The 24,272-nt window shown below is 67.6% G+C and carries 23 protein-coding genes; 15 read left to right on the top strand and 8 right to left on the bottom strand.

Annotated elements, in window-relative coordinates; all coding sequences use genetic code 11:
• Window positions 1-4: 4 nt before the first annotated feature.
• The 7 genes from C447_RS02385 (at window position 5) to C447_RS02355 (ending at window position 4,877) form a co-directional block, all read left to right on the top strand.
• Complete coding sequence (locus C447_RS02385; RefSeq protein WP_007690534.1) at window positions 5-1,642, top strand: cbb3-type cytochrome c oxidase subunit I; 1,638 nt, start codon at window positions 5-7, stop codon at window positions 1,640-1,642.
• Window positions 1,643-1,706: 64 nt separating this feature from the next.
• Window positions 1,707-2,087: a PadR family transcriptional regulator gene (locus tag C447_RS02380; RefSeq protein ID WP_007690527.1), complete on the top strand. Its 381-nt coding sequence runs from the start codon at window positions 1,707-1,709 to the stop codon at window positions 2,085-2,087.
• Window positions 2,084-2,431 carry a hypothetical protein gene (locus C447_RS02375; RefSeq protein ID WP_007690525.1) on the top strand — a complete coding sequence of 116 codons (348 nt, stop codon included), beginning with the start codon at window positions 2,084-2,086 and terminating at the stop codon, window positions 2,429-2,431. Before C447_RS02380 ends, C447_RS02375 begins: the two co-directional genes overlap by 4 nt.
• 40 nt (window positions 2,432-2,471) lie before the next feature.
• Window positions 2,472-3,356 (top strand): beta propeller repeat protein, encoded by an 885-nt coding sequence (locus C447_RS02370; protein ID WP_007690524.1) that lies wholly within the window; start codon window positions 2,472-2,474, stop codon window positions 3,354-3,356.
• A gap of 48 nt (window positions 3,357-3,404) precedes the next feature.
• The gene (locus C447_RS02365) at window positions 3,405-3,719 is read left to right on the top strand and encodes a hypothetical protein (RefSeq protein WP_007690522.1); all 315 of its coding nucleotides are present in this window, start codon (window positions 3,405-3,407) and stop codon (window positions 3,717-3,719) included.
• 6 nt (window positions 3,720-3,725) lie between these two features.
• Window positions 3,726-4,532 carry an ion transporter gene (locus C447_RS02360; RefSeq protein WP_007690521.1) on the top strand — a complete coding sequence of 269 codons (807 nt, stop codon included), beginning with the start codon at window positions 3,726-3,728 and terminating at the stop codon, window positions 4,530-4,532.
• Window positions 4,533-4,658: 126 nt separating this feature from the next.
• On the top strand, window positions 4,659-4,877 hold the full coding sequence (locus C447_RS02355) for a heavy-metal-associated domain-containing protein (RefSeq protein WP_007690520.1): 219 nt from the start codon (window positions 4,659-4,661) through the stop codon (window positions 4,875-4,877).
• A 328-nt stretch (window positions 4,878-5,205) separates the two neighbouring features.
• Here the strand turns inward: C447_RS02355 and C447_RS02350 are convergent, their stop codons facing one another.
• Both C447_RS02350 and C447_RS02345 read right to left on the bottom strand, forming a co-directional pair.
• Window positions 5,206-5,934 carry a fumarylacetoacetate hydrolase family protein gene (locus tag C447_RS02350; RefSeq protein WP_007690519.1) on the bottom strand — a complete coding sequence of 243 codons (729 nt, stop codon included), beginning with the start codon at window positions 5,932-5,934 and terminating at the stop codon, window positions 5,206-5,208.
• Window positions 5,935-5,994: 60 nt separating this feature from the next.
• Window positions 5,995-7,311, bottom strand: a complete 1,317-nt coding sequence (locus tag C447_RS02345) for a glycerate kinase type-2 family protein (protein WP_007690518.1) — start codon at window positions 7,309-7,311, stop codon at window positions 5,995-5,997.
• 591 nt (window positions 7,312-7,902) lie between these two features.
• Between C447_RS02345 and C447_RS02340 the strand changes: the two genes are divergently transcribed.
• The 3 genes from C447_RS02340 to C447_RS02330 all read left to right on the top strand — a co-directional run bounded on the left by C447_RS02340 (window position 7,903) and on the right by C447_RS02330 (window position 11,523).
• Window positions 7,903-9,567 (top strand): thiamine pyrophosphate-binding protein, encoded by a 1,665-nt coding sequence (locus C447_RS02340; protein ID WP_007690517.1) that lies wholly within the window; start codon window positions 7,903-7,905, stop codon window positions 9,565-9,567.
• Between the two features lie 175 nt (window positions 9,568-9,742).
• Window positions 9,743-10,507 (top strand): IclR family transcriptional regulator, encoded by a 765-nt coding sequence (locus tag C447_RS02335; RefSeq protein WP_007690516.1) that lies wholly within the window; start codon window positions 9,743-9,745, stop codon window positions 10,505-10,507.
• A gap of 77 nt (window positions 10,508-10,584) precedes the next feature.
• Window positions 10,585-11,523 carry a dihydrodipicolinate synthase family protein gene (locus C447_RS02330; RefSeq protein WP_007690515.1) on the top strand — a complete coding sequence of 313 codons (939 nt, stop codon included), beginning with the start codon at window positions 10,585-10,587 and terminating at the stop codon, window positions 11,521-11,523.
• A gap of 33 nt (window positions 11,524-11,556) precedes the next feature.
• Here C447_RS02330 and C447_RS02325 read toward each other — a convergent pair whose 3' ends face one another.
• Window positions 11,557-12,627: a mannonate dehydratase gene (locus tag C447_RS02325; protein WP_007690513.1), complete on the bottom strand. Its 1,071-nt coding sequence runs from the start codon at window positions 12,625-12,627 to the stop codon at window positions 11,557-11,559.
• A 190-nt stretch (window positions 12,628-12,817) separates the two neighbouring features.
• On the opposite strand from C447_RS02325, the gene C447_RS02320 reads away from it, so the two are divergent.
• From C447_RS02320 to C447_RS02305, 4 genes are all read left to right on the top strand, one after another.
• The gene (locus C447_RS02320; protein WP_007690512.1) at window positions 12,818-13,936 is read left to right on the top strand and encodes a mandelate racemase/muconate lactonizing enzyme family protein; all 1,119 of its coding nucleotides are present in this window, start codon (window positions 12,818-12,820) and stop codon (window positions 13,934-13,936) included.
• A gap of 78 nt (window positions 13,937-14,014) precedes the next feature.
• Window positions 14,015-15,064, top strand: coding sequence for an Ldh family oxidoreductase (locus C447_RS02315; RefSeq protein ID WP_007690510.1), 1,050 nt, complete (start codon window positions 14,015-14,017; stop codon window positions 15,062-15,064).
• A gap of 83 nt (window positions 15,065-15,147) precedes the next feature.
• Complete coding sequence (locus C447_RS02310; protein ID WP_007690507.1) at window positions 15,148-16,515, top strand: Nramp family divalent metal transporter; 1,368 nt, start codon at window positions 15,148-15,150, stop codon at window positions 16,513-16,515.
• Window positions 16,516-16,672: 157 nt separating this feature from the next.
• Entirely contained in the window at window positions 16,673-17,107 is a 435-nt protein-coding gene (locus C447_RS02305) for a universal stress protein (RefSeq protein WP_007690504.1), read from the top strand.
• A 751-nt stretch (window positions 17,108-17,858) separates the two neighbouring features.
• Here the strand turns inward: C447_RS02305 and C447_RS02300 are convergent.
• Complete coding sequence (locus C447_RS02300) at window positions 17,859-19,172, bottom strand: MFS transporter (protein WP_007690502.1); 1,314 nt, start codon at window positions 19,170-19,172, stop codon at window positions 17,859-17,861.
• A 393-nt stretch (window positions 19,173-19,565) separates the two neighbouring features.
• Window positions 19,566-20,546 (bottom strand): diacylglycerol/lipid kinase family protein, encoded by a 981-nt coding sequence (locus C447_RS02295; protein ID WP_007690499.1) that lies wholly within the window; start codon window positions 20,544-20,546, stop codon window positions 19,566-19,568.
• A 188-nt stretch (window positions 20,547-20,734) separates the two neighbouring features.
• Here C447_RS02295 and C447_RS02290 point away from each other — a divergent pair, with 188 nt between their 5' ends.
• Window positions 20,735-21,718, top strand: a complete 984-nt coding sequence (locus C447_RS02290) for an MBL fold metallo-hydrolase (protein ID WP_007690497.1) — start codon at window positions 20,735-20,737, stop codon at window positions 21,716-21,718.
• A gap of 284 nt (window positions 21,719-22,002) precedes the next feature.
• Here C447_RS02290 and C447_RS02285 read toward each other — a convergent pair whose 3' ends face one another.
• From C447_RS02285 to C447_RS02275, 3 genes are all read right to left on the bottom strand, one after another.
• Window positions 22,003-22,374 (bottom strand): HesB/IscA family protein, encoded by a 372-nt coding sequence (locus tag C447_RS02285; RefSeq protein ID WP_394295091.1) that lies wholly within the window; start codon window positions 22,372-22,374, stop codon window positions 22,003-22,005.
• Window positions 22,375-22,685: 311 nt separating this feature from the next.
• Complete coding sequence (gene hisD, locus C447_RS02280) at window positions 22,686-23,990, bottom strand: histidinol dehydrogenase (protein ID WP_007690494.1); 1,305 nt, start codon at window positions 23,988-23,990, stop codon at window positions 22,686-22,688.
• 40 nt (window positions 23,991-24,030) lie between these two features.
• The gene (locus tag C447_RS02275; protein ID WP_007690493.1) at window positions 24,031-24,243 is read right to left on the bottom strand and encodes a hypothetical protein; all 213 of its coding nucleotides are present in this window, start codon (window positions 24,241-24,243) and stop codon (window positions 24,031-24,033) included.
• Between the last annotated feature and the right edge of the window lie 29 nt (window positions 24,244-24,272).

Raw genomic sequence — 24,272 nt, 5'->3', positions numbered from 1 at the left:
ACCCATGTCCCGCCGAGAACCGCCGACCGACGCGGACCGTCGCACGCTTCCCGGCGCGTTCGGGTGGCTCACCACCCTCGACCACCGGCACATCGGCGTGTTGTACGTCGTCTTCGGGGTCGCGGCGGGGCTGCTCGGCGGCCTCGACGCGCTGTTGCTCCGAACCGGGCTCCTCACCCCAGCCGCCGACGTCTGGGGGTCGGGAACCTACGACGAGCTGTTCACCACCCACGGCCTGACGATGCTGTTCCTGTTCATCACGCCGGTGACGTTCGGCCTCGCGAACCGGGTGGTTCCCTCACTGATAGGGGCCCGCGAGATGGCGTTCCCGCGGCTCAACGCCGTCGCGTTCTGGCTCCTCCCGCCGGCCTTCCTCCTGGTGCGTGCCGGTACGCTCGCCGACGTGCTCGGCGTCGGGGGAATCACTCCCCCGGCGACCGGTTGGACGCTCTACCCACCGCTCTCGACCGCTTCCGCCAACGTCGGCCTCGATTGCACGTTGCTCGGCCTCCACTTGAGCGGGGTCGCCACGATGCTCGGTGCGGCGAACCTCGTCGTCACGGTCGTCGCCGAACGCGAGGTCGGCTGGCACCGACTCGACGTCTTCTCGTGGACGATGCTCGCCACGAGCGGCCTCGTCCTCGTCGCCTTCCCCGTGCTCGGAACTGCCCTCGTCTGTCTGCTCGCCGACCGAAACCTGGGGACGGCCTTCTTCGCCGTCGAGGCCGGCGGCCCGCTGTTCTGGCAGCACCTCTTCTGGTTCTTCGGCCATCCCGAGGTCTACATCCTCGCCCTGCCGCCGATGGGAATCGTGAGCCACCTCATCCCGAAATTCAGCGGACGAGAACTCTTCGGCTACGAGTACATCGTCTACTCGACGCTCGCGATCGCGGTGCTCGCCTTCGGCGTCTGGGCCCACCACATGTTCACGACGGGGATCGACCCCCGAGTTCGGGCGAGCTTCATGGCCGTCACGCTCGCGATCGCGCTCCCCAGTGCGGTCAAGGTCTTCAACTGGCTCGCCACGATGTGGGGCGGGAACGTTCGGCTCGCCGTCCCGATGCTGTTCTGCGTCGGGGCGATCGGCAACTTCGTGGTCGGCGGCGTCACCGGCGTGTTCCTCGCGGCGGTCCCCGTGGACCTCGTCTATCACGGCACCTACTACGTCGTGGGCCACTTCCACCTCGTCCTCGTCGGGATGGTGGTGTTCGCGCTGTTCGCGGCGTGTTACTTCTGGTTCCCGCTCTTCACCGGACGGCTGTACGACCCGACCCTCGCGCGGGCACACTTCTGGCTGACGACGGTCGGCGTCGCGGTCGCCTTCCTCACGATGTTAGCGCTCGGGGCGGCGGGCCTCCCGCGCCGGATGGCGACCTATCCCGACCGGTTCGCCGGGTTCCATCAGGTGATCACCCTCGGGGCGTTCCTCATCGGCTTCGCGCAGGTGCTCTGGGGGTGGAACATGGTCGCCTCGTGGCGTGCGGGCCCCGTCGTCGAGTCGGCCGACGTCTGGAACCTCGAAGCCAACGGGGAGCTGACCCACGAGTGGCGGGCCTTCGAGCGGCGACTGGCGGCCGAGGCCCCCGAAACCGACGCCGACGAGGTCGATTCCGACGACCGCTCCACCCACCGTGACCGGTAACCAGGCCGGCGACCGGGTTCGAGCCCCGGGTGCGCCGTCGACGGCACCAGCCGTCGTGAGAGCCATGTCAGTGAACGACTACAGCGACACCACCGACGAATCGATGCCCGACACCCCGGACGGCCCGCGGCCGCTCGTCGACCTGACGGGCTTTCAGCGCGACGTCCTGTTCGTGCTGATCAGCCTCGACGGGTCGAACCCGAGCGGCACCGACGTCAAACGTCACCTCCGGGAGACCTACGACGAGGCGATCAACCACGGCCGCCTCTACCAGAACCTCCGCGACCTCGTGGACGGCGGCCTCGTCGAGAAGCGTCCGGTCGACGGCCGGACGAACGCCTACCGGGTGAGCCCGGCCGCGCGCGACCGGCTCGAAGCCCACACCGCGTGGGGCGAGTGCTGTCTCCTCGCGCTCGAAACCGAGGAGCCCGGTGACGGGGGATGACCGGCCTCCTCGGCGCGGTCGTGAGCCTCGTCGTCGGCGTCGGGATCGGCGGCGTCGCGGTCTACCTCGGGGTTCCGCTCGGCGCGACCCGCGCGAAACCCGATATGGGGGCCGCGTTCGCCACCGCCGGTATCGGGGCGACCCTCTCGGCGCTCCTCGCGCTCCTGTTCGGTTGGATCCCGGTCGTTGGCCTGCTCCTCTCGCCCGCGGCCTGGATCGGCGTCGTCGGCCACCGAACGGGGGCGAACCCCCCGACGGCGGTCGGCATCGGCCTGGTCGCGTGGGCGGTGACGTTCGTCGTCGCGGCCGGCTTCGGGACGATCCTGTTTGGGGGGCCGCAGTGACCCCCGCCGACCGATCCGCGCTCCTCGATGGAGGGTCGGCGTGAGCGATTCCACGACCAGTCGAGGGGAGTGGCGGGCGATCGAATCCCCGACCGACCGGACCCTGCTGGCCGTCACCGAAACCGCCGCCGGTCCCGTCGCGGTCGGCGAGGGCGGCCTCGTGCTCGCGCGCGACGAGTCGGGCTGGTACCCCCTCGTCGAGGCGGGCCCCGCGACCCGGGGGAACCGGCTCACCTGCGTCGCGGCCACGGCCGACCGGAAACGGGTCTGGTTCGCGGGCGACAGCGGCGCGCTCGGGCGGTACGACACCCACACCGGCCGAAAGGAGGACTTCAGCGCTCCGATGGGGAAGACCAGCACCTGGGAGGCGCTCGCGGTCGCCGGGACCGACACGGAGCGCCTCTCGGTCGCGAACGGCTCGGGCGAGGTGCTCCCGGTCGAGTGCGACGACCACGGCTGTCCCTCGTACGGGGACGTCACCAAACCCGCCGGCGGCTCGACGATCGCGGCGCTCGCCGCCGACGGCGCGTCGCTCTACGCGGCCGATACGAGCGGCACCGTGCTCGAACACGTCGATGAGAACTGGCACCGTATCGGGATCGAGAACGCCGAGGTGAACTTCTTCGACCTGTCCGCCGCCGGCGGGTCGCTGCTGGTCGCCGGCGGCGACGGGCGGCTCTACCGCTACGACCGGCCGTGTCGGAACTGGACGCCCGTCGCGGTCGGCGAGGCGACGATTCACGGGCTCGCCCGGTCCGCGGAGTCGGGTGCGGTCGCGGTCGGTGCGGGCGGCACGGTCCACGAACGAACCCCGAACCGGGGCTGGCGTCGGCTCGACACCCCCGTCGAGGCGGACCTGCTCGCCGTCGCCTGCGGCACGACCGACGTCGCCGTCGGCACGGACGGAACCATCATCGAACGCTGAATCCATGTCTCTGTTACTCACGAGATCGACGACCGGGGAGCACCGCCAATGAACACCAACATCGCGCTCAAACTCCTGCAGCTGGTGGCGCTGACGATCCCGCCGATCGCGGTTCTGATCCAGATGCTCAGGAACTCCGAGAACCTCGAATGGGGGGTTCGCAAGTGGAGTTTCGGGCTCGCGCTGGGGAGCGTCGTCGCGTTCATCGGGGCCGGCGTCAGTGTGCTCGGCTACTTCATCGTTCACGCGAACCTGCCGTTGATCCTCGTGGTCGGGATGGGGCTGGCGGTGCTCGGACTGGTGCCGTTCGCGCTGTTCACCGGCGTGCTCTACCGCGAGCACAAGGCCAACCACGGGCCGTAGTCCACGGTGGTTCGGCTCGACACCCGCTATCGGGCGGCCAGACGAACGACGTACCGGCTTCTGACGGTCGGGAAGGGCGGTCGAGTGGCGGGAGCGGTCGACTGCTGTATCGCGGGGTTGATCGTCGCGAACGTCGTCGCCGTCGCGCTCGGGACGGTCGACCCGGTGTTCGACCGGTATCGGGCGATCCTCTACCGCTTCAACGCGATTTCGGTTGGGGTGTTCACCGTCGAGTACCTCCTCCGGGTCTGGTCGGCGACGGCCGCCGACGGCTACGACCACCCGCTCTTCGGGCGGCTCCGGTTCGTGGCCCGTCCCGAGTGCCTCGTCGACCTCCTCGCGATCGCCCCGTTCTACGTCGGGATCGCCCTGTTCGGTGGCGACGGCCGTCTGCTCAGGGGATTTCGATTGATCCGATTCTTCCGGCTGGCGAAGCTCGTGCGCTACACCGACTCGGTCGCCCGGTTCGAGCGCGTGCTGCGCCGCAAGACCGACGACCTGGTGGTGGCGCTCGGCGGGACGACGCTGCTCGTGGTCTGCTCGTCGAGCCTGCTGTACTTCGTCGAGCACGAGGCCCAGCCCGAGGCGTTCTCCAGCATCCCGGCGGCGCTCTGGTGGGGCGTCGTCACGCTCACGACGGTCGGCTACGGCGACGTCTATCCCGTGACGCCGCTCGGCAAACTCCTCGGCGGTGCGGTCGCCGTGCTCGGCACCGGATTGGTCGCGCTCCCCGCGAGCATCCTCGCCTCGGGGTTCATCCACGACGACACGGAACCTTCGCGGTGCCCACACTGCGGCGAGGAGTTCGAGTGAGATTCGACCTCGACCCGGCCCCCACGACGCTTCGTCCCGCTACCGGCCGGTGAAACGATCTACGGGAGCAGTTCGTCGAACTACAATATCTCGAACATATATGTATAGTTGATACGTACGGTGGCCATGGTGCGTCACCGAATCCACGTCGACGGAATGACCTGCCGGGGTTGCGAAGCCGTCCTCACGCGCGAGATCGATGCCATCGACGACGTCACGGACGTCACTGTCGACCACGAAACGGGGCTCGTCGCGTTCGCGACCGACGACACGACGACCGGCAGCTACGTCGAACAGGCCGTCAACGACCTCGGATACGAGGTCACGGGACACGATTCGGAATAGGGACCATCGGAACGTTCCCGAGTAGGCGATCCGACCGATTCGAGTTCACCGCTCCGCTCGGGTGACGGGGGCGTGCGACGGTCGATAGTCCCGTTCCGATTCGGATGTTAGTCGCCTTTGAAAGTACCAAAAGAAAGGCACTCCTATCTAAGTTTATGGAAGATGATATAATGGCGGTCCGAGGGAATCGTTCGTTTCCGCCGGATACCGCTCACGACCGAATTCGTTCGTATACACCGATAGCTCCCGTGGTTTCCTCCATCCCTTCCGATCCGTACCGGCCCGAGCGGGTCTCCGTCCGTACCGAAATCGCTCGAAACGGTGGCGTCTATCGCGCGACGGTGTGTTCGAGGGTGCCGACGCCCTCGACCTCGACCTCGACCTCGTCGCCGTCTTCCAGTTCGCCGACGCCGGCGGGCGTCCCGGTGATGATGACGTCGCCCGCTTCGAGGGTCATGTACTGGGTGATCTCCTCGATGAGTTCCGGTACCGAGAAGACGAACTCGGCGCGCGAGGACGATTGCACGGTCTCGCCGTTGAGTCGGAGTTCGACGCTCGCGTCGTCGGGTACGTCCTCGGGGTCGGCGAGCACTGGTCCGAGCGGGCAGGCGTTGTCGAAGGCCTTGCCGCGAACCCAGTTCTGCTCGACGCGCTGGTCGTCGCGGTTCGAGACGTCGTCGGCGCAGGTGAAGCCCGCGACGACGTCCATCGCGTCGTCGGCCGCGACGTTGCGGCACTGCTCGCCGATCACGACGGCGAGTTCGGCCTCGTGTTCGACCTTCTCCTTTCCCTCGGGCAGCGTGACCGTGTCGCCGTGGCCCGAGACCGCGTTCGGGGGCTTCAGGAAGAGCAGCGGCCGGTCGGGGAGATCCATGCCCTCCTCCTCGGCGTGGTCCGCGTAGTTGAGCCCGATACAGACGATCTTCGAGGGGTCACACGGCGCGAGGACGTCGACCTCGTCGAGGGCGTAGCTCTCGTCACCGAACTCGACGCCGTCGTCGGTCGGCGTGCCCGTGCGAATCGAACCGGCTGGATCGCGAAAGCGCATCGTTGCCATGCAGGCGGATACGGGGCCCGACACATAGCCCTTCCCATCCCGGCCGCGACGACCGTACGCTCATTCCGAACCGACGACGAGCACCCGTAGGTCGTTGACGTTCGTTCCCGTCGCCCCGGTCTCGACGAGCGCGTCGCGGGATTCGAGGACGGGATAGGCGTCGTTCTCGCGGAGCGCGCGCGCCGCGGCCCGACGGTCGGAAACGGTGTCGGCGTCGACGACCGCACCGGCGGCGTCGGTCGCGCCGTCGCGCCCGTCGGTGTCGACCGCACAAAGCGTCGCGCCGGGCGGGAGGTCGAGCGCCGCCGACAGCGCGAACTCGAGGTTCGGCCCACCGGTGCCGTCGCCCGCGACGGTGACGGTACACTCCCCGCCGGAGAGCACCACGCAGGGCGGCTCGACCGGGTCGCCGGTCGCCAGGGCCTCCTCGGCGACCGCGACGTGGGTCTTCGCGGCCTCGCGGGCCTCCCCGACCACGGTCGTCGAGAGCACGAGCGGCTCGTAGCCCGCGTCGGCGGCGACGTCCCTCGCGGCGTCGATCGCCGTCCGGTTGGTCGCGAGCAGGTGGGTGCCGACCCGGTCGAAGGCCGGGTCGTCGGCCCCCGGGGTGTCGTCGTTCGCGCTATCGATACCCCGCTCCAGATGGTCGCGGACCGCGCTCGGCACCTCGACCCCGTAGTCGTCGAGCACCGAGCGCGCGTCGGCGTGGGTCGACGGGTCCGGAACGACGGGGCCACTCCCGATGACCGAAAGATCGTCCCCGGCGACGTCGCTGAAGGCCAGCGTCGCCACCCGCGCGGGCGCGAGTCGACGGGCGAGCCGTCCGCCCTTGAGGTCCGAGAGATGCTTCCGGACGGCGTTGGTCTCCCCGATCGGCGCGCCGCTCGCGAGGAGCCCGTCGGTGGTCGTCTGGAGGTCGTCGAGCGAGAGGTCGCCCGCGGGGGCGGTGAGGAGCGCGCTCGCACCGCCGGTGACGGCCGTGAGAACCAGGTCGTCCTCGCCCGCGGCGTCGGCGGCGTCGAGCAGCCGTCTGGTGGCCTCGACACCGCGCTCGCTTGGGACCGGATGGTCCCCCCGGAGCACGTCGACGCGGTCGGTTTCCGCGGGGTCGTCGGTGACCACGAGGCCCCCGTCGAGCCGGTCGCCCAGCACGTCCTCGACGGCGGCGGCGACCTGCGAGGCGGCGTTCCCGCCGCCGAGGAGCGTCACGGAGTCGTAGGCCGCGAGGTCGAACGTCGCTTCCTGTATCCGGAGCGTGTCGCCGTCGAGCGCCACGGCGTCGCGAACGACTCGCTCCGGATGGGCCGCCTCGATACCCGCTGTGACGCACTCGCGGGCGAGCTGCCGACGCGCGTTCGGTGAAGCGCCAGTCGTCATGGAGTACGGCCGACGACGGCGCGCAGGTATATAGTAACCCCGAGACGCCCGACGACCCGCTGTCGGGGTCGCGAATCGTCGCGCACGACGTCGACCTGCCGGCAATCGGCGAAACGGACTCCGATACGAACGTCCGAACGGTACAACGAACTCCGAAATCCGACCGAAACGGACCGAGATAATTAAGAATCACTTGATCGATTCGAGCGGTCGGGCCTCGAAGCTAGTGGTCGCCGAATCGAACCCATCACCGGACTCGAACGCCGAACTCGGATCGGAACAAATCGTCGATAGTGATCGAAAATGGCCTGGAGAGACCCCTATATCGGTTGCGGGATGGAAGAACGACGTATACTACCGGATGAGGTCGGATACCGTCTCCAGGAGGAGTCGTCAAAAATCCTAGTCCGAAGATCTCCTCTACTGTCGTCTCGGTCGTACGTATCACGGGCCGGCATCGGTGGTGGGCGGCCGATCCCGAGACGACGGGTGACTGCCTTCCTCGGGGACGGAAGGTGCTGTGAACGGGGACGACGGTTCGCGAGCGGGGTGATGAATACGTTTAACTCCCGTACCGCGGAACGTCCGGGTATGACCGTCAGCGAGGTACTCGTCGACCGGCTGCTCGCTCGTGGCGTCGATACGTTCTTCGGCGTCCCGGGGACCCAGACGCTCCCGCTCAACGAGGTGGTCGACCGGCGCGACGACCTCCGGTTCGTCTGTGCTCGTCACGAGACCGCCGTCACCCACGAGGCCTGGGGCTACGCCGAGGCGTGCGGCACGCCCGCCGCGACCGTCGTGATCCCCGGCCCGGGCGACCTCCACGCCGCGAACGGGCTCCGGAACGCGCTCAACGACTGCACCCCGATGGTCCACCTCTCGATCGAGACCGAACCCGCGGTGCGCGGCAAGGGCGGCATCCACGAGACCCCGCCGGACACCTACGACAACCTCGTGAAGGAGAACGTGCTGGTCGAGACCCCGGAGTCGGTCGCCGCCGAGGTCGAACGCGCCGTCGAGGTCGCCACCACCCATCCGAAGGGTCCGGTTCGGGTGGGGATCCCGAAGAACTTCCTGCGGCTGGAGACGCCGCAGGCCACAGTGGGGGCCCACGGACCGGCCGATCCGCCGGGGGTCAGCCCGGAGGCGATCGAGGACGTCGCCGACCGCCTCCGCTCGGCCGCGAACCCCGTCGTGATCGGCGGCAACGGGGTTCGCGCTGCCGAGGCGACCGACGAACTTCGGCTGGTTGCGGAGTCGCTCGACGCGCCGGTCGCCTCGACCTACAAGGCGAAGGGCGTGATCCCCGAGGACCACGACCTCTACGCGGACATCATGTCGAGCGGGTCGACGGCTGCGCTCGACGAGTGCTTCCGGGCGTCGGACGTGGCGCTCGCGGTCGGCACCGACTTCGACGCCGTCACCACCCAGCACTGGTCGTACGACCTCCCCGACGAGCTCGTTCACGTCACGATGGACGCGAGTGACTTCGGCTCGGGCTACGAGCCCTCGGTCGCGCTGCTCGCCGACGCGAAGAAGGCGCTCACGGCGCTCGCCGACGAACTGGGGTCCGATGCTCGAACCCCTGGACGGGCCGGTGCCGAGCGAACGGGGGCCGAACGCGCGGGGGCGGTCCGTGCGGCGAAGGCCGACCGGCTCGCGGAGCTCGCGGTCGACGAAGCGCCCTTCACCTCCGCGAGCGTGCTCGGGACCCTCCGGGAGACGCTGCCCCGAACCACCGTCGCGACCGGCGATTCGGGTGGCTTCCGGCTCTGGGCCGCGGTGGCCTTCGAGGCCTACGACCACCGCGAGTACGTCCACAACGGCTCGTGGGCCTCGATGGGCTGTGGGCTCCCGGCCGCGATCGGCGCGAAGGTCGCGGAACCCGACAAACCCGTCGTCTCGCTGATCGGCGACGGCGGGCTGTTCATGTGTCTCCACGAGCTTCACACCGCGGTCGCCGAGGACGTTCCCGTGATCGTCGTGGTGGCGAACAACAACGACTACGCGATCATCAGCGCCGAGGCCGGGCGGGAGTACGAACTCGCCGCCGACGAGTACGCCTGGGCGGGCTCGCCGGCCTCGTTCTCGGGGGTCGCCGACGCCCTCGGCATGCCGTCGTCCGTCGTCGAGACCACTGCGGAACTGATCACTGCCGTCGAGGAGGCGCTCGACCGCGACGCGCCGACCCTGATCGAGGTCCCCACCGCCCAGGACGAACCCCAGGCGGGGTCGTGGCTCTCGGCCGACGAGTGACGGTCCGCCGGGGGTTCCGACGCCGTTTTTCACCCCTCGTGCCGTCCGTCACAGCGGTATGTCTGTTACGACGCCCCGGAACGACGGGAACCGGGAGGGCCGTTTCGGGTCGAACTCGACACACCGTTCTCACGACGAGAACAACGTTTATGAGGGGCCATCCCGACCCACGGACATGTCGAACCAAACGCGGCGAACGGTCGAGGCGGTTCGGACCACCTGCGAGATCCTCGACATCCTTCAAGCACGAGGCCGTGCGGGCGTCACCGAGGTCGCCGACGAGGTCGGAATGGCAAAGGGGGCGGTCCACCGCCACCTCACCACCCTCGACGAGTGCGAGTACGTAGTGAACGACGACGGCGAGTACCGCCTCAGCCTCAGATACCTCGACATGGCGAACCGGGTGAAGGAGCTCGTCGGGAACTACGACGTGATCGCCAACGAGCTCCAGCGGCTCGCGCGCGAGACCGGGGAGATCGCCCAGTTCGCGACCGAGGAACACGGCTGGGTGACCTACGTCTACAAGGCCGACGACGAGAGCGACGTCCAGACGGCGTCGGCGGCGGGCAAACGCGAGTACATGCACTCGACCTCGCTCGGGAAGACCATGCTCGCCCGGATGGCCGACGAGCGGGTCGACGCGATCCTCGACGACCACGGGACGCCCGCGAAGACCGCCAACACCCTCACCGACCGTTCGGCGTTCTTCGACCACCTCGACGGGATCCGCGAGCGGGGCTACGCGCTCGACGACGAGGAGAACATCGAGGGCCTGTGCTGTATGGCGATGCCCGTCACCGATGCGGCGGGCGAGGTCTTCGGTGCGGTCAGCCTCTCGGGGCCCGTAAGCCGGATGACGGCCGACCGGATCGAGGGCGAACTCGTGGAGGCGCTCACGCGCACGACGAACGTCATCGAGATCAACACCAAGTTCGCCTGATCGTTCTCGTTTCGGGAACGGCTGCTCGAACACTGCCCAACGACGGTTTTATGCCCCCTACGGCGAAGGGTAGATGTATGCCACTCTCACCGGCCGAGGTTCGTGAGTCCCTGCGCGGCGTCGCCACCGGCGTGCTCACGCCGTTCGATGCGGACCAGGGGATCGAGTACGAGAAGATCGCCGAGAACGTCGAGAGCCTCTCGGATGCGGGCGTCGGGGTATTCCTCGCGGCGGCCAACATCAGCGAGTACCACACCCTCTCGGTGGACGAACGGATCGCCGTCACGGAGGCCGCCGTCGACGCGCTCCCCTCCTCGGCCTGTGTGCTCGCCGGCGTCGGCGGCAACCTCGCCGAGGCTCGCGAACTCGTCGCGGCCTACGACCGGATCGGGGTCGACGCTCTGATGGTGATGCCGCCGGATTTCACCTACATCCACGAGCAGGGCCTGCTCCGGTACTACGAGAAACTCTCGGCGAACACGGAGACCCCGCTCGTGCCCTACGTCCGCGGGTTCGAGCCGTCGGTGAGCTACCTCGACGACCTCACCAGAGTCGACGGTCTCGTCGGGATCAAGTACGCGATCCCCGACGCCGTGAAACTCGGGGCGGGCGTCGAGGCGGGCGCGGACGACGTGGTCTGGGTCGACGGGCTCGCCGAACCCCACGCGCCCTCGTTCTGGGTCGAGGGGGCCGAGGGTTTCTCGGCGGGCGTGAGCAACTTCCGACCCGAGATCGGGCTCGCGCTGCTCGACGCGCTCACCGAGGAGGACTGGGGCCGCGCGCGGGCGCTGAAGAACGCCTGCCTTCCCTACCAGAACTTCCGGACCGAAACCGGGCGAAACAACGAGATCCCCGACGCGATCAGCGTGCCCGCGGTGAAGAAGGGCCTCGAACTCGCAGGCCTCCACGGCGGGAACGTCCGCGACCCGATCCGACCGCTTTCGTCCGAGGACGAAGCGCGCGCGGAGGAACTCTACACCCACCTCGACGACGATATCGCCCGACTCGTCGAATAGTCGTTCGCCACTGAAACCACACCGCGAAGAACTCTATGCTTCCGACTCGACCGCGTCGACGACCCCGCGGAGGTAGCCGATCGTGAAGCTCCGGGCGCGGTGTCGCCAGTCGTCGTCGCCGGTCATCCGGGGAACGTGGTCCGGGATGACGACCCCGTCGTAGCCGATCTCTTCGAGCACGCGGACCGCCTCGACGGTGTCGAAGTTGCCCTCGTCGACGAACGTCTCGTGGAAGCGCGGGACCGTCCCGACCACGTCCCGGAAGTGGATGAAGACGATGTCGTCCTCCGCTCCGAACCGCCGCAGCACTTCAGTCACGTCCTCGCCCATCTGTGAGAAGCAGCCGAGGCAGAGTTTGAGGCCGTGGTTGTCGCTCGGGACGAGCTCCATCGCTCTCTCGAAGTTCTCGGCGTTGCGGAAGAGTCGAGGGATCCCACCGAGTTCCTCGATGACGGGCGGGTCGACGGGGTGGAGCGCCATGCGGACGCCGGCCTCCTCCGCCACCGGAAGCACGGTTTCGAGGAAGTTCTCGTAGTACTCCCAGAACTCCTCCTCGGTGTAGGCCCTATCGAGGCCGGGAGCCAGGCCGTCGGTGTCGTCGAAGCCCTCCAGCTCGTCGAGGTCGAACCCGGTGCCGTCCGCTCCCCCGCGAAGTTCGACCGATTCGGTTCGCATCGGCACCACGCCCCGTGGATTCCACTGATAGCCGAGGATCGGGACCCCCGCCTCGCCGAGGTTCTCGACGAGCGTCGTGATCTGGTCGAGGGCCTCCTCCTTCCCGTCGCGGTCGAACATGATGTCGCCGTAGAGCGAGTACGGCAGCGACTGGATCCCCGTCAAGCGGAGGTCGGCGTCCTCGATCCGCTCGCGCGCCGCGGTGAGTTCCTCGACCGACGGGATCGAATCCCGGCCGACCGCGAGGGTGGCGGTGCCGTCGCGGTCGTTGAAGTCGTCGGGCTCTTCCTCGGTGTCGGCGTGGTCGACGAAGACGTCCGTCGCACCGAGCTGGCGGATGAACCCCAATCGATCGGGCGAGAGGCTTCGGGTTCGTACACCGACACGGACGCCCGGCTTCACGGTCTCCTGCGTGGGCTGGCGAGCCATACCGGCCGTTCGACCCCCGGGTAGTAAACGACTGCGGATGCGTCCGGTTCGCGTGCTCGAAGTGGCGGACCGGTATCCTTATGCCCGCATTCGTAATGGATCGCAGTGTGAATCACGACGCGACGGTACGAGACGACGGTCCGAACCACCTCGACCGATCCACCTCCAACCCCCGTCCGGAGGCCGACCGATGACCGCCGACTTCCGGATCACGGGCTACGAGACGCGCGTTCTCGAAGTCCCCGAACGCACTATCGGCGACTCCCAGACCCACGTCTTCGAGACCGACGAACTCGATTACCTCTACCTCGAACTCGCAACCGACGCCGGCGTCACCGGGGTCGGGATCGACCTGGTCGAACTCCGGGCCCCCGGACGCCCCTCGACCGAGACCCTCCACAGTCGCGTCGATGACGTGGTCGGCGAGGTCGTCGGCGAGAACCCGCTCGCCCTCCTCAACCGACGGACCCGCAACCGGGGCGGCGTCCACAACTTCTACTCCAGCGGCTCCTACGGTCCGGGCGTCGGCGTGCTGCTGAACATGGCGCTCTGGGACGCGGCGGCGAAGTTCTTCGAGCAGCCCCTCGCCGAGTTCATGGGGGCCACCGACGACTCGGCCCCGATCTACGCCAGCGGGCTCTCGTTCGGCAACGACGACGAGACCACCCGCGAGGTCTACGAGGGCTTCGCCGAGGTGGGTGGCTTCGACGCCGCGAAGGTGAAGGTGGGCTACGACACCGTCGACGAGGACATCGACCGGATCGAACTCGTCGACGACGTCTTCGGCGGGCTCGACACCCTGATGATCGATCCGAACGAGGCCTGGACCCCGAAGGAAACCCTCCGGAAAGTGCAGGCGATCCAGGACGTCGGCTTCGACCTCTACTGGATCGAGGACCCGGTCTTCCGCCACGACGACGACGGGATGCGCCGGGTCCGCGAGGGGCTCTCGGACGTCAACCTCACCGTCGGCGAGTACGTCGGCTTCGAGGGCAAACACGGCCTGCTCGACGCCGGCGCGGTCGACATCCTCAACCTCCAGGGACTCTCGGCGGCCAGCGACGCCTCGACGCTCGCCGAACCCACCGGCATCGACGTCGCGATGAGCACCGACCACGGCACCGACGCGATGGCGGTCCACGCCGGCCTCGCGCTCCCCGACGTCACCTACGTCGAGTGCTGCAGCCACGCCTTGCTCGACCACAGCGAGGAGCCATACGTCGTCGAGGACGGTCGGGTGAGCATCACCGACACCCCAGGCCACGGCGTCGCGTTCGACGAGGAGACCCTCGAAAGCCACAGCCGATAACGGCCTCGCTTCTTCTCCCCGACTTCCGTGCTCCTCGACTGCCCAAAAACCTAAGCACCGACGGCGGCGAGTGAACGGATGGAATCATCGGGCCCGGCGACGCGTCTCGACCACGACCAGTTGGAAACCTTCAGTGCGGCCGTACTTCGCGAAGCGGGTCTGGGGGACGACCACGCGGCGACCGTCGCCGAGGGCGTCGTCGACGCGAGCCGCCGCGGGATCGACACCCACGGCGTGGTCAGACTCGACCCCTACGTCGAGGCGGTCGAGCGCGGCGGCATCAACCCCGACCCCGACGTCTCGGTGACCGAATCGGGCGCGGGAGCGGCGGTCGTGGACGGCGACGACGGTCCCGGCCAGGTCACGACGATGCGTGGAATGGAGACGGCGATGGCCCTCGCCGAGGAGGCGGGCAGCGCGTTCGTCGGGGTCCGGAACAGCAACCACTTCGGCGCGGCGTCGTTCTACACCAACCACGCCGCCGAGCGGGGCTACATCGCCATCGCGATGACCCACGCGGGCCCGAGCGTCGCGCCGTTCGGCGGGGCCGACCCCTACCTCGGAACGAACCCGCTCTCGTTCAGCCTTCCCAGCGATGACTTTCCGATCACCCTCGACATGGCGACGAGCGTGACGGCGAAGGGGAGCGTCATGGTCGCCGAGGACGAGGGTCGCGAGATCCCCCCCGAGTGGGCGATCGACGAGGAGGGCGACCCGATCACCGACCCCGAGGCGTTCCACGCGCTGCGGCCGATGGGTGGCCCGAAGGGCTACGGGCTGGCCTTCTTCGTCGACGCGATGTGTGGCGTGCTGCTCGACGCCGACTTCGGCGACGAGGTGGCCGGGATGTACGACAGCCTCGATGCGCCCCAGCGCGCGGGTCACGTCGTCTGTGCCATCGACGTGGACGCGTTCACCGACCTTGACGGGTTCGTCGACCGGATGGGGCGGCTGGCGACCGGCGTCAAGGGCGTTCGAACCGCCGAGGACGTCGACGAGGTCCTCCTGCCGGGCGAACCCGAGGCGCGAACCAAGACCGACCGGCTCGAAGCCGGGATCCCGGTCTCGGGGAGCCTGCTGGAGAGCCTCGAAGCGCTCGCCGACCGATACGACCTCGAACTGACCTGAGACGGGCGTTTCTTCGAGGTCCCGTTCGCCGGTCTGATCGTAACAATTATTACCAAACCAGTGCAGCATGGAGTGTAACCGATATGAGCGAACACAGCAGCGGGAACGATGAGTCTCGACCGTCGGGTGACCCGACGGCGGAGTACCGTGAACCGCCACGAACTTGGCGAGGCGTACTGAAATATCTCGGACCGTCCTTCGCGACCCTCGCGATCGTCATCGGCTCCGGCGAGCTGATCGGGACGACCGCGACGGGGGCGGAGGTCGGGATCGTCGTGCTCTGGTTCCTCCTCATCAGCCTCTTCATCAAGGTCGGGATCCAGTACATCATCGCGAAGTACGCGATGTTGGAGAACAAGACGCCCCATCGGATCTTCGACGAGGTCCCCGGGAAGATATTCGGCCACAGTTGGTCGTACTGGTTCATCGTGATCAAGTGGTTCTTCTCCGACAACATCCAGTACATGGGGGTGTTCTTCGGGGCTGCGACGCTGTTGCACTACCTGAGTGGCCAGACGATCCCGATCCTCCTTTGTACGTTGATCGTACTCGTCGGCGTGACCATCCCGGCGCTCCGCGAGTACGACTTCGTCGAGGACTTCTCGACGGTGCTCGTGATGATCCTGGTCGTCGTCACGGTCGCGGCGGCGGTGCTCTCCTTCTTCTCGCCGTTCGCGCTCTCGGCCGGCGACATCGCCTACGGGCTCTCGTTCAACATCCCGGACAGCGGCTTCTACATCATCTTCGGCGTGATCGGGATCACGGGCGTCGGCACCGGCGAGATCATCGGTTACGCGCTGTTCGTCAACAAAGCGGGCTACGGGAAGCTCGCGGGGGAGCGGGGCTCCGAGGGCTGGAAGGACCGGATGCAGGGCTGGCTCCGTGTGCTCGGGGCCGACGTTGGCCTCACCGTGATCCTCGAAGCGTTCGTGACGACCTCCTTTTTCATCATCGGGGCGTCGATCCTCGCGAACTCGGGGGCCTACCCCGACGGCGCACAGCTGGCCGTCTACCTCGCCGGCGCGTATCAGGAGCTGTTCGGACCGTTCGGCTACTGGATCCTGATCATCGGCGGGTTCTTCGCGCTCTACTCCACCATCTTCGGGAAGCTCAACCTCCTCACCGAGGTCTGGCCCGACATCCTCAACCAGACCGAGCGGTTCTCCGACCTCGACATGCGCCGGGTCGCGCTGTTCGTCGGCATCGTCTCGCCGATCATCTGGCTCGTGGGCGGGACCGTCACGGGCTCGATCGTCGCGCTCCTCTTCCTCGGCGGGTTCATCAACACGATGGCGCTCTTCCCGGAGATCGTCACCGCGATGTGGATCCTCTATAAGGACGACGAGCGCGACCCCGAGTTCCAGTTCTCGCTGCCCGCGAAGGCCCTCGGGTGGGCCTCGCTGATCGCGACCTTCGTGATGCTGGCGGCCGTGCTGGTACTCCAGATCTGAATGGCTTCACTACCGAGGTAATCCCCATCTCCCCGGACGGACCCACGATACGACATCGGCTCACAGCCGACCCCGGGCCGCACCGCTCGACTATCGGCCCGTCAGCCGGCCGTCGTCGGATAGCTTTTTAGTGGTGGAAGACGACGGGGTATCCGTTATGGAGACCATCCTGGTCGTCGTCGCGAGCGACGAGCCGAACGAGGCTCTGCTGGCGGAGGCCGACCGACACGTCACGGGGACCGAATCGAGGGTCGTCCTCTGTTGTGTCAACACCGAGGGCTTCCGCCAGAACACTATCCAGCGCCGAAGCAGGGCCGGCCGGGAGGCCGGCGAGATCGACCAACACGCCGCCGAGACGGCCGCGGCCGAGATCGCCGCCGACACCTTCGGCGACGACGTCCAGTACGACGTGGTCGGAATCGCCGACGACAGCGCCGACGAGATACTCGCGGTGGCCGACGAGCACGACTGCGACCACGTCTTCATCGACGCACAGAGCCGAACGGCGGTCGGGAAAGCGGTCTTCGGGGACGTCGCACAACAGGTCATCCTCCAGTTCGACGGGCCGGTCACCGTCACGACCGGGTCGTGACCCTCACCCACTCCGACGAACCTCACGAACCGACGGCGTAGCGATCGCCACCCGACAACCTCCGACCTCGCCCTCTCGATCGGATCGAACGTTCTCCGGTCGGGATCCGGCAACTCCTAGCTCGGTTTCACGGCAGCACGTACAGATCGGATTCAAATAAAATCACTCGACTGGAGGTTCGGAAGCTATAACTTGGATATATCGAAATAGGTGGTGAATCTCATCCTAAGAAACTAATTAGCGGGCTGTAATCAAACGGATACCGAAAGAAGCGGCAAAAAAATCGACCGACGACAATCGATCGACGGCGATCAACCGCTACCGACCGGAACCGAGACCGTTGCCATCCTACTGCTTTCGACCACCCTGACCGACGTTTCCACCGTAGAACTCCTCGTTTGAGTCCGGTCTCAACCGTAACGGCTCACACTCAGAGATGAGTTGTCATTTCTGATCTAATTCACCGAGTTCGTGGTCGAGTCATGCGTGCGGTTGCGACCGCGGACCGGCTGCCGGTCGTTCGTGGACTACGTCGTCCCACTGAGAACCGCTCGACGGCTCTGTAGTGCTCTTCGAGCGGCTTGTGGTTTGACACCGGCGCGATACCGATCGAGTAGTCCGGTTTCGAACCGATTTCGTATCGTACTATACGATATATAACCCGGTTCGAAGGCGGGGGACGAGGTCGCTCCTGTGCGTCGTTCGTCCGCATCCCGCTCGTCAGGAGGAGGAAACGAGCCGCCTACCGACCTCAGTCGGGATCCCGCGACGCCGACGACGGTCTCTCACGAGTTCCGAATTCCCCTCGGTCGATATCGTCCATCGCCGGGAGGGAGCGTAGACGGGGACGGATCGCGAAGTAGAGACTCACGAACGCGAATCCGAATGCAGCTACAGCCATCGTCGTGACGACACCGACCCGACTGCCCACGATTCCGCCGAGGAACGAACCGACAGGGACCGTGAGCGTGGAGACGCTCGCGTCGACGGACGTGACCCTGCCGAGGAGCTCCTCCGGAGCGACCGTCTGGATGAGCGTCTGACCCATCACGTTCGTGACACCGATCGGGATCCCGGTTATCGCGAACAGGACGACCGAGAGCGCTGGCCACGGGGAGTAGACCGCGGCGACCCAGAGGACGAATCCGACCCCGAGCCCGACGATCCGGAGAGTGCCATATCCGATATGGGCCAATCGAGACGCGACCAGCGCCCCGAGGAGGCCACCCGCGCCGATCGCGCCGAGCAGTGCTCCGTAGAGTATCGAGCCGCCACGAACCGCGGCGAACCCCGGCAGTACGGCGAGCATCACACCGGTCCCGAAGTTGGTGACCGCCGTGGTGAGCATCATCTCGGCGAAGACCGTTCCCCGAAGCCACCGAACGCCATCGCGGAGGTCGGAGGGATAGCCGGAAACGTCGATCGCAGTCGCTCGGTCGCTCGTCTCGGTGCGTTCCGGAACCCGAACACCGACGAACGAGAGGGTTGCGACCACGAACGTGACCGAATCGAGCACGAACAGCGAGACGGTGCCGACCGCGGCGATGAGGACGCCGCCGAGCGCGTCGAAGACCATGTTCGTCCCCTGATTGGCGAACGAGAACGCCGAATTGGCGCGCGTGAGCTGACTCTCCGCGACGATCCGGGGGAGTGCCGCGTTCTGAGCGGGGTAGACGAACTGGTTCAGGAGCGAGAGGGCCGGGATCACTACCAGGACCAACCCGACGGAGAGGCGGTCGAAGTATGCTGCGAGGGGTATCGACAGGATGAGGCCGGCCTGGACGAGTTGCGTCCACACGAGGGTCCGGACGAGCGGCCACCGGTCGACGAGTGGCCCGGAGACGAACTGCAGTGCCGGCGGCAGGAGGAGCAGCGCGCTCGCCAGACCGGTGTAGAAACTCGACCCCGTGAGGTCGTAGACCAGCCACGTCCCGGCGATCGTATAGAGACTATCGCCGGCGTTCGTGACGAACCGCCCGAACAGCAGACGGAGGAAATCCACGTTGTCCCGGAGGGAGGCCGTATCCGCGTCCGAGGTCTCCGTTCCCTCCCGTCGCTGGCTCATATCCACACCCTGGACGAAAGGTGTGGCGTCCGCTCGTCGGCGAGCTCGAACGGGACCCCACGACCCGGGGAACCGAGACGGTTCCGCCGAGCGTCGAGAGCGACGACCGCTAGCTGTCTACCGACCGATGCCGATCCGGAGCGCGAATCGATTCGCGTTCGAGTGGGCCTCCGGCTGCTGCCGACCGAAGACCCGGCGACTGTCTGCATTTGCGTTGGTGTTCATCGTCGAGAAACTGCGACTACGGAACCCGTAGCGAAACGGGGCGACCCGGGCGCTGCTGCTATGCGGCGGTCGCTAAACGGTCGCGACTATCGCGACGAGAGGAATGAACGGTCGAGCAGCCAAACAGGTCATGCGAGGGTCTCGAATCGACCCACACAGGTCAACAGTTTATAGGTATCGACCGAACGAGTCTTTCTCGGCCTGCATCGTCGGGTCGGGTTCGTAGTCGGTGCCGACACAGACCGAGAGCGCCTCCGACCGAACCCGGAGGTCGAGACGGTTCCGGGTGTAGATCTCGCCGTCGAGGCTGAAGTCGATCGCGCTCGATCGGCTCTCGATCGCGAGGCGTTCGGCCCGGAGCTGTGTGACGTGCTCGGTGTCCCGGCGGAGGAGCTGCTGAACGATGGCTTCGGCGACCGCCTCGCCCGCGGGCATTCGCTCGATGAGGGTGACGTCGAACAGCCCGTCCTCGACGTTCGCCTGGCCGAACTGCTTTGCGAACCGCCGGGCGTTCCCGACGAGTACGCAGAGCGCCTCGCCCGACCAAGTCCGTGTTTCCCCCTCGGTGACGGCGTCGACCTCGATGTCGAGCGCGTCGAACTCGCGGGCCTGTTGGACGCCGGTGATGACGAACGCGAGCGGTCCGAACCGGGCCTTCAGGTCCGACGTCGTGGCCGCGCTGGTGTCGGCAGTGAGTCCCGCGATACACGATTTCACGAACGGCACGCCGTCGGCGAGCCCGAGGTCTATCCGGCGAACCTCGCCGTCCTCGAGGAGTTCGAAGCCGTGTTCGATCCCGCGAACCCCGATGTCGTCCGCGAAGATGTTCGCCGTCCCCACGGGAACCACTCCGAACCGAACCCCACCGAGCGCGTCGGCGTCGACGAGCCCGCAGAGGACTTCGTGGACCGTGCCGTCGCCGCCACAGGCCGCGAGCACGTCCACGCCGTCGGCGGCGGCCTCGCGCGCGAGGTCGATCGCGTCGCCCGCCGCCGCCGTCTCGGCGACCGAGTAGCCCCAGTGGTCGGCGAGCCGGTGGACCGTCGGCAGGTGGTCGCCCGCCCCGCTGTTCGGGTTCACGATGACCCGTCGCTTCGCGTCCGGACCGGGTGGTCCGTCGGTCGGTTCGTGGCCCGATGAACGCGTCATGCCTCCGCTCGTCCCTCGATGCGAATAAATCCCACTGGAGACGGCTCACAGCACCCTCGCGACGACCCACCAACCCCGGTTCGGCCGATCGGGGGTGGTATGTAGCCGGCGGCCGGTCGTTCCGATATGCAGACGGCTATCCGGCGGCACGCGGTCGAATGGACGGGGTGTGAGGTGCGCTCGGGCCGATGAACCGGATCCAGCTCGGCAACGCGGTCTTCGAGGGGCTGAACGACGTCTACGTCTTCGGCGCGGACGCCGATACCACCACCCTCGTCGACACCGGGACCGCCGCGTCCGAAACCCGCGAGGCGCTTTCGACCGGTCTCGCCGACCTGGGGGTCGAGCTCGCCGACATCGACCAGATCCTCCTGACCCACTGGCACGAGGACCACGCGGGGTTCGCGAGCGAGATCCAGGACGAAAGCGACGCGGTCGTTCGGGTCCACACCGCCGACGCGCCGCTGGTCGCGGGCGATACCGACGCGTGGGAGGCGATGGAGGGTCGCCAGCGCGCGCTTCTCGACGAGTGGGGAGTGCCGGAGGAGCCGCGCGAGGAGCTTCTCGGTTTCCTCGACGGCTACGACGGGCTCTCGGGGCGGGCGAGGGTCGAGTCCTTCGAGGGCGGCGAGCGCTTTTCGACCCCCGAGGGCGACCTCGAAGCGCTCCACCTTCCGGGCCACGCCGCGGGGCTCTCGGGGTTCGTCTTCGAGGGCGCGGACGGTCGGGAACTCCTCTCGGGCGACGCGCTCTTGCCCCACTACACCCCGAACGTGGGTGGGGCGGACGTTCGTGTCGAGCGCCCGCTGGCGAAGTACCTCGACACCTTGGTGCGGATCATCGACGGGGAGTTCGTTCGGGCGTGGCCCGGTCACCGCGACGTCATCGAGGATCCCGCAGGCCGCGCCCGCGACATCGCCGCGCACCACCGCGAGCGCACCGAGAACGTGCTCGACGTGCTCCGGGAGGACGGCCCGGCGGACGCGTGGACGGTGAGCAGCCACTTGTTCGGCGAGCTCTCGCACATCCACATCCTCCACGGGCCGGGCGAGGCCTACGCGCACCTCGACCACCTCTCGGCCCACGATGTGGTCGAATCGACGGACGACGGCTACCGACTCGTCGAATCGGATCCCGACCTCGACGAGCTATTCCCGGACATTAGCGAGTGAGGTGCTCAAGCGGGGCCCGCCCCGCGAGCGCCTGCGGTTGTGGGAGCGGTCCTGGCGGATGAAGGGCGAGGCGAGAGTGCGAGCGAAGCGAGCACCGCGACCGGAGGGAGCGCGAGGGCTTCGGCGGTGCGGATGCGGTGCTGTGCGGATAGTGATTGCACCGCGAGCGAGTGAAGCGAGCGAGCGGGCCGACGACTGACCGGAGGGAAGGAGGAGGCTTTTGATCCACATTTTGCCAGCGAAGCGAGCGCTAGCGAGCGAAGCGCAGCAAAAGGTGGGGGCGTTTAGGTTCGGAACGACTCGCCGCAGCCGCACTCGCTCACCACGTTGGGGTTCTCGACGTGGAAGCCCGCGCCCTGGAGGCCGCCCTCGAAGTCGAGGACGCTGCCGCCGATGTAGTTCATGCTCGCGGGGTCGACGAAGATCCGGAGGTCGTGGTGTTCGTAGATCTGGTCGTCCTCCTCGGGCTCGCCGTCGAAGCGCATCCCGTAGGAGAGACCGGCACAGCCGCCTTGCTGGACGAACAACCGAAGCCCGGCGACGTCGGTGTCCATGCCCTCGCCTTCGAGGAGGTCGAGTGCCTGTTCGGCGGCCAACGCCGAGACGTCGATTTCGGTCGCGGTGTCGGCGGTTCCAGCCGTGCTCATACCACTCATATCCGCCGAAGAAAGTTAACCATGACGCCCCACTTTTTTCCTCGTCGGGTGCGCTCGCTCGGCTTCGCCTCGCTCACGCACCGCTCCTCGCAAAAACCTGGACTAAAAAAGCCGCTCACTCGCGCTTCGCGCTCGTTCGCGGTACAATCACTACTGACCCGCCACTGCCCCCCAACCGCCACACGCCTCCCCAGCCGATTCGCTCCGTTCGCTGCGCTCACTCCACTCATCCCTCGCACAGTGTTCGCGGTCGGCGTTCGCTGTCGCTCACGCACGACCGCGAGTGCGCGCCAACCGTTCCGCACCACACCTCACTCCCGAAGTCGCTCGTCGTCTTCCCCCGGTTCGCGCTCGCGGAGCCTGACGGCGACGCTTTCGGCGTGGGCGTCCAGCCCCTCGGCCCGCGCGAGCGTCTCGACGGTGTCACCGATGTCGTCGAGGGAATCGGCCGAGAGCCGCTGCACCGTCGTCGAGCGCAGGAACGTCTCGACGGACAGCCCGCCCGTGATTCGTGCGCCACCGCCGGTGGGCAGCACGTGGTTCGGTCCGGCGGCGTAATCGCCGGCCGCCACGGGCGAGTACGGACCCAAAAACGCGCTTCCCGCACTATCGATCCGGTCGAGCAGCGCCTCGTCGTCGTCGGCCTGGATCGAGAGGTGCTCGGCAGCGTACTCCTCACAGAACAGCACCGCCTCCGGCATCGAGCGCGCGAGGAACACCCCACTGGCGTCGCTTTCGAGCGCCTCGCGGATCGTCTCCGCGCGCTCGCCCTCGATTCCGGATTCGACCGCCCTCGCGACCCGCTTCGCGAGCTCCTCGTCGGCCGTCACCGCCACGGCGGACGCGTTCGCGTCGTGTTCGGCCTGGGCGATCAGGTCCGCCGCCACGAACTCCGGGTCCGCCGTCTCGTCGGCCAGCACGCAGACCTCGCTCGGCCCCGCGAGGAAGTCGATCGCGCAGTCGTTTCGCACCGCGGCCTTCGCCGCCGTCACCCAGCGATTCCCCGGCCCGACGACCTTCTGGACCCGTGAGACCGATTCCGTCCCGTACGCCAGCGCCGCCACCGCCTGCGCGCCACCCACTTGGTAGACCTCGTCCGCGCCGGCGACGTGGAGCGCCGCGAGCGTCGCGGGGTTGAGCTCGTCGGCGGGCGGCGTCGCCACCGCGACCGTCTCGACGCCCGCGACTTTTGCTGGAATCACCGTCATCAGCGCACTGGAGGGGTAGGCCGCCGCCCCGCCCGGAACGTACGCGCCCACCCGGTCTATCGGCCGATATCGCCGCCCGAGTTCTCGGCCATCGAAGTCCTCGCGCCAGTCGTCGGGGACCTGGCGCTCGTGGAACTCGCGAATATTTCCGGCAGCATCCTCGATGGCGTCTCGCAGACCCTCATCGATCTCGTCGTACGCGCGATCGGTCGCGTCGGTCACGTCGAGCGAGCCCACGGTCGTGTCGTCGAACTCCTCGGCGAACTCCCGGAGCGCGACGTCACCCTCCGTGCGAACCCGCTCGACGATCTCGGCCACGTCGCCCTCGATGTCGTCGATCCCCGCGTCGCGCTCGAACACCGCGCGGCGCTCGTCGGGCGAGAGGTCGGCGACGGCTCTCACGTCCATACCTCCCCTTGCCGCGGGCATCAAAACTGTTTGCGGTGTCTCACTCCCGGATCGCAGCGACCCCGAGCTTCGAGAGGGTCGCCCGCACGAGCAGGTAGCAGATCAACCCGAAGGCGAGCAGCGTCGTCGGCGCGGCGAGCACGCGCGCGGTGCGGTAGGGGAGCACCAGCCGCGAGAACCCGAGGATCACGAAGCTCACGAGGATCAGCCCGAACGCGACGAACGAGAGCTTCACGAACCCCGACTTGTCCATTGGTCCGAACTCGGTGCGTTCGCGAATGA

This window comes from Halococcus hamelinensis 100A6 (assembly GCF_000336675.1).
Classification (GTDB): Archaea; Halobacteriota; Halobacteria; order Halobacteriales; family Halococcaceae; genus Halococcus; species Halococcus hamelinensis.
This window is presented reverse-complemented; position numbering and strand designations above follow the sequence as displayed.

Bases quoted from the DNA above. Each gene is read 5' to 3' on its own strand.
- C447_RS02385 (WP_007690534.1), top strand. From the start codon at position 5: ATGTCCCGCCGAGAACCGCCGACCGACGCGGACCGTCGCACGCTTCCC.
- C447_RS02380 (WP_007690527.1), top strand. From the start codon at position 1,707: ATGTCAGTGAACGACTACAGCGACACCACCGACGAATCGATGCCCGAC.
- C447_RS02375 (WP_007690525.1), top strand. From the start codon at position 2,084: ATGACCGGCCTCCTCGGCGCGGTCGTGAGCCTCGTCGTCGGCGTCGGG.
- C447_RS02365 (WP_007690522.1), top strand. From the start codon at position 3,405: ATGAACACCAACATCGCGCTCAAACTCCTGCAGCTGGTGGCGCTGACG.
- C447_RS02355 (WP_007690520.1), top strand. From the start codon at position 4,659: ATGGTGCGTCACCGAATCCACGTCGACGGAATGACCTGCCGGGGTTGC.
- C447_RS02350 (WP_007690519.1), bottom strand. From the start codon at position 5,934: ATGGCAACGATGCGCTTTCGCGATCCAGCCGGTTCGATTCGCACGGGC.
- C447_RS02345 (WP_007690518.1), bottom strand. From the start codon at position 7,311: ATGACGACTGGCGCTTCACCGAACGCGCGTCGGCAGCTCGCCCGCGAG.
- C447_RS02340 (WP_007690517.1), top strand. From the start codon at position 7,903: ATGACCGTCAGCGAGGTACTCGTCGACCGGCTGCTCGCTCGTGGCGTC.
- C447_RS02335 (WP_007690516.1), top strand. From the start codon at position 9,743: ATGTCGAACCAAACGCGGCGAACGGTCGAGGCGGTTCGGACCACCTGC.
- C447_RS02330 (WP_007690515.1), top strand. From the start codon at position 10,585: ATGCCACTCTCACCGGCCGAGGTTCGTGAGTCCCTGCGCGGCGTCGCC.
- C447_RS02325 (WP_007690513.1), bottom strand. From the start codon at position 12,627: ATGGCTCGCCAGCCCACGCAGGAGACCGTGAAGCCGGGCGTCCGTGTC.
- C447_RS02320 (WP_007690512.1), top strand. From the start codon at position 12,818: ATGACCGCCGACTTCCGGATCACGGGCTACGAGACGCGCGTTCTCGAA.
- C447_RS02315 (WP_007690510.1), top strand. From the start codon at position 14,015: ATGGAATCATCGGGCCCGGCGACGCGTCTCGACCACGACCAGTTGGAA.
- C447_RS02310 (WP_007690507.1), top strand. From the start codon at position 15,148: ATGAGCGAACACAGCAGCGGGAACGATGAGTCTCGACCGTCGGGTGAC.
- C447_RS02305 (WP_007690504.1), top strand. From the start codon at position 16,673: ATGGAGACCATCCTGGTCGTCGTCGCGAGCGACGAGCCGAACGAGGCT.
- C447_RS02300 (WP_007690502.1), bottom strand. From the start codon at position 19,172: ATGAGCCAGCGACGGGAGGGAACGGAGACCTCGGACGCGGATACGGCC.
- C447_RS02295 (WP_007690499.1), bottom strand. From the start codon at position 20,546: ATGACGCGTTCATCGGGCCACGAACCGACCGACGGACCACCCGGTCCG.
- C447_RS02290 (WP_007690497.1), top strand. From the start codon at position 20,735: ATGAACCGGATCCAGCTCGGCAACGCGGTCTTCGAGGGGCTGAACGAC.
- C447_RS02285 (WP_394295091.1), bottom strand. From the start codon at position 22,374: ATGAGTGGTATGAGCACGGCTGGAACCGCCGACACCGCGACCGAAATC.
- hisD (WP_007690494.1), bottom strand. From the start codon at position 23,990: ATGGACGTGAGAGCCGTCGCCGACCTCTCGCCCGACGAGCGCCGCGCG.
- C447_RS02275 (WP_007690493.1), bottom strand. From the start codon at position 24,243: ATGGACAAGTCGGGGTTCGTGAAGCTCTCGTTCGTCGCGTTCGGGCTG.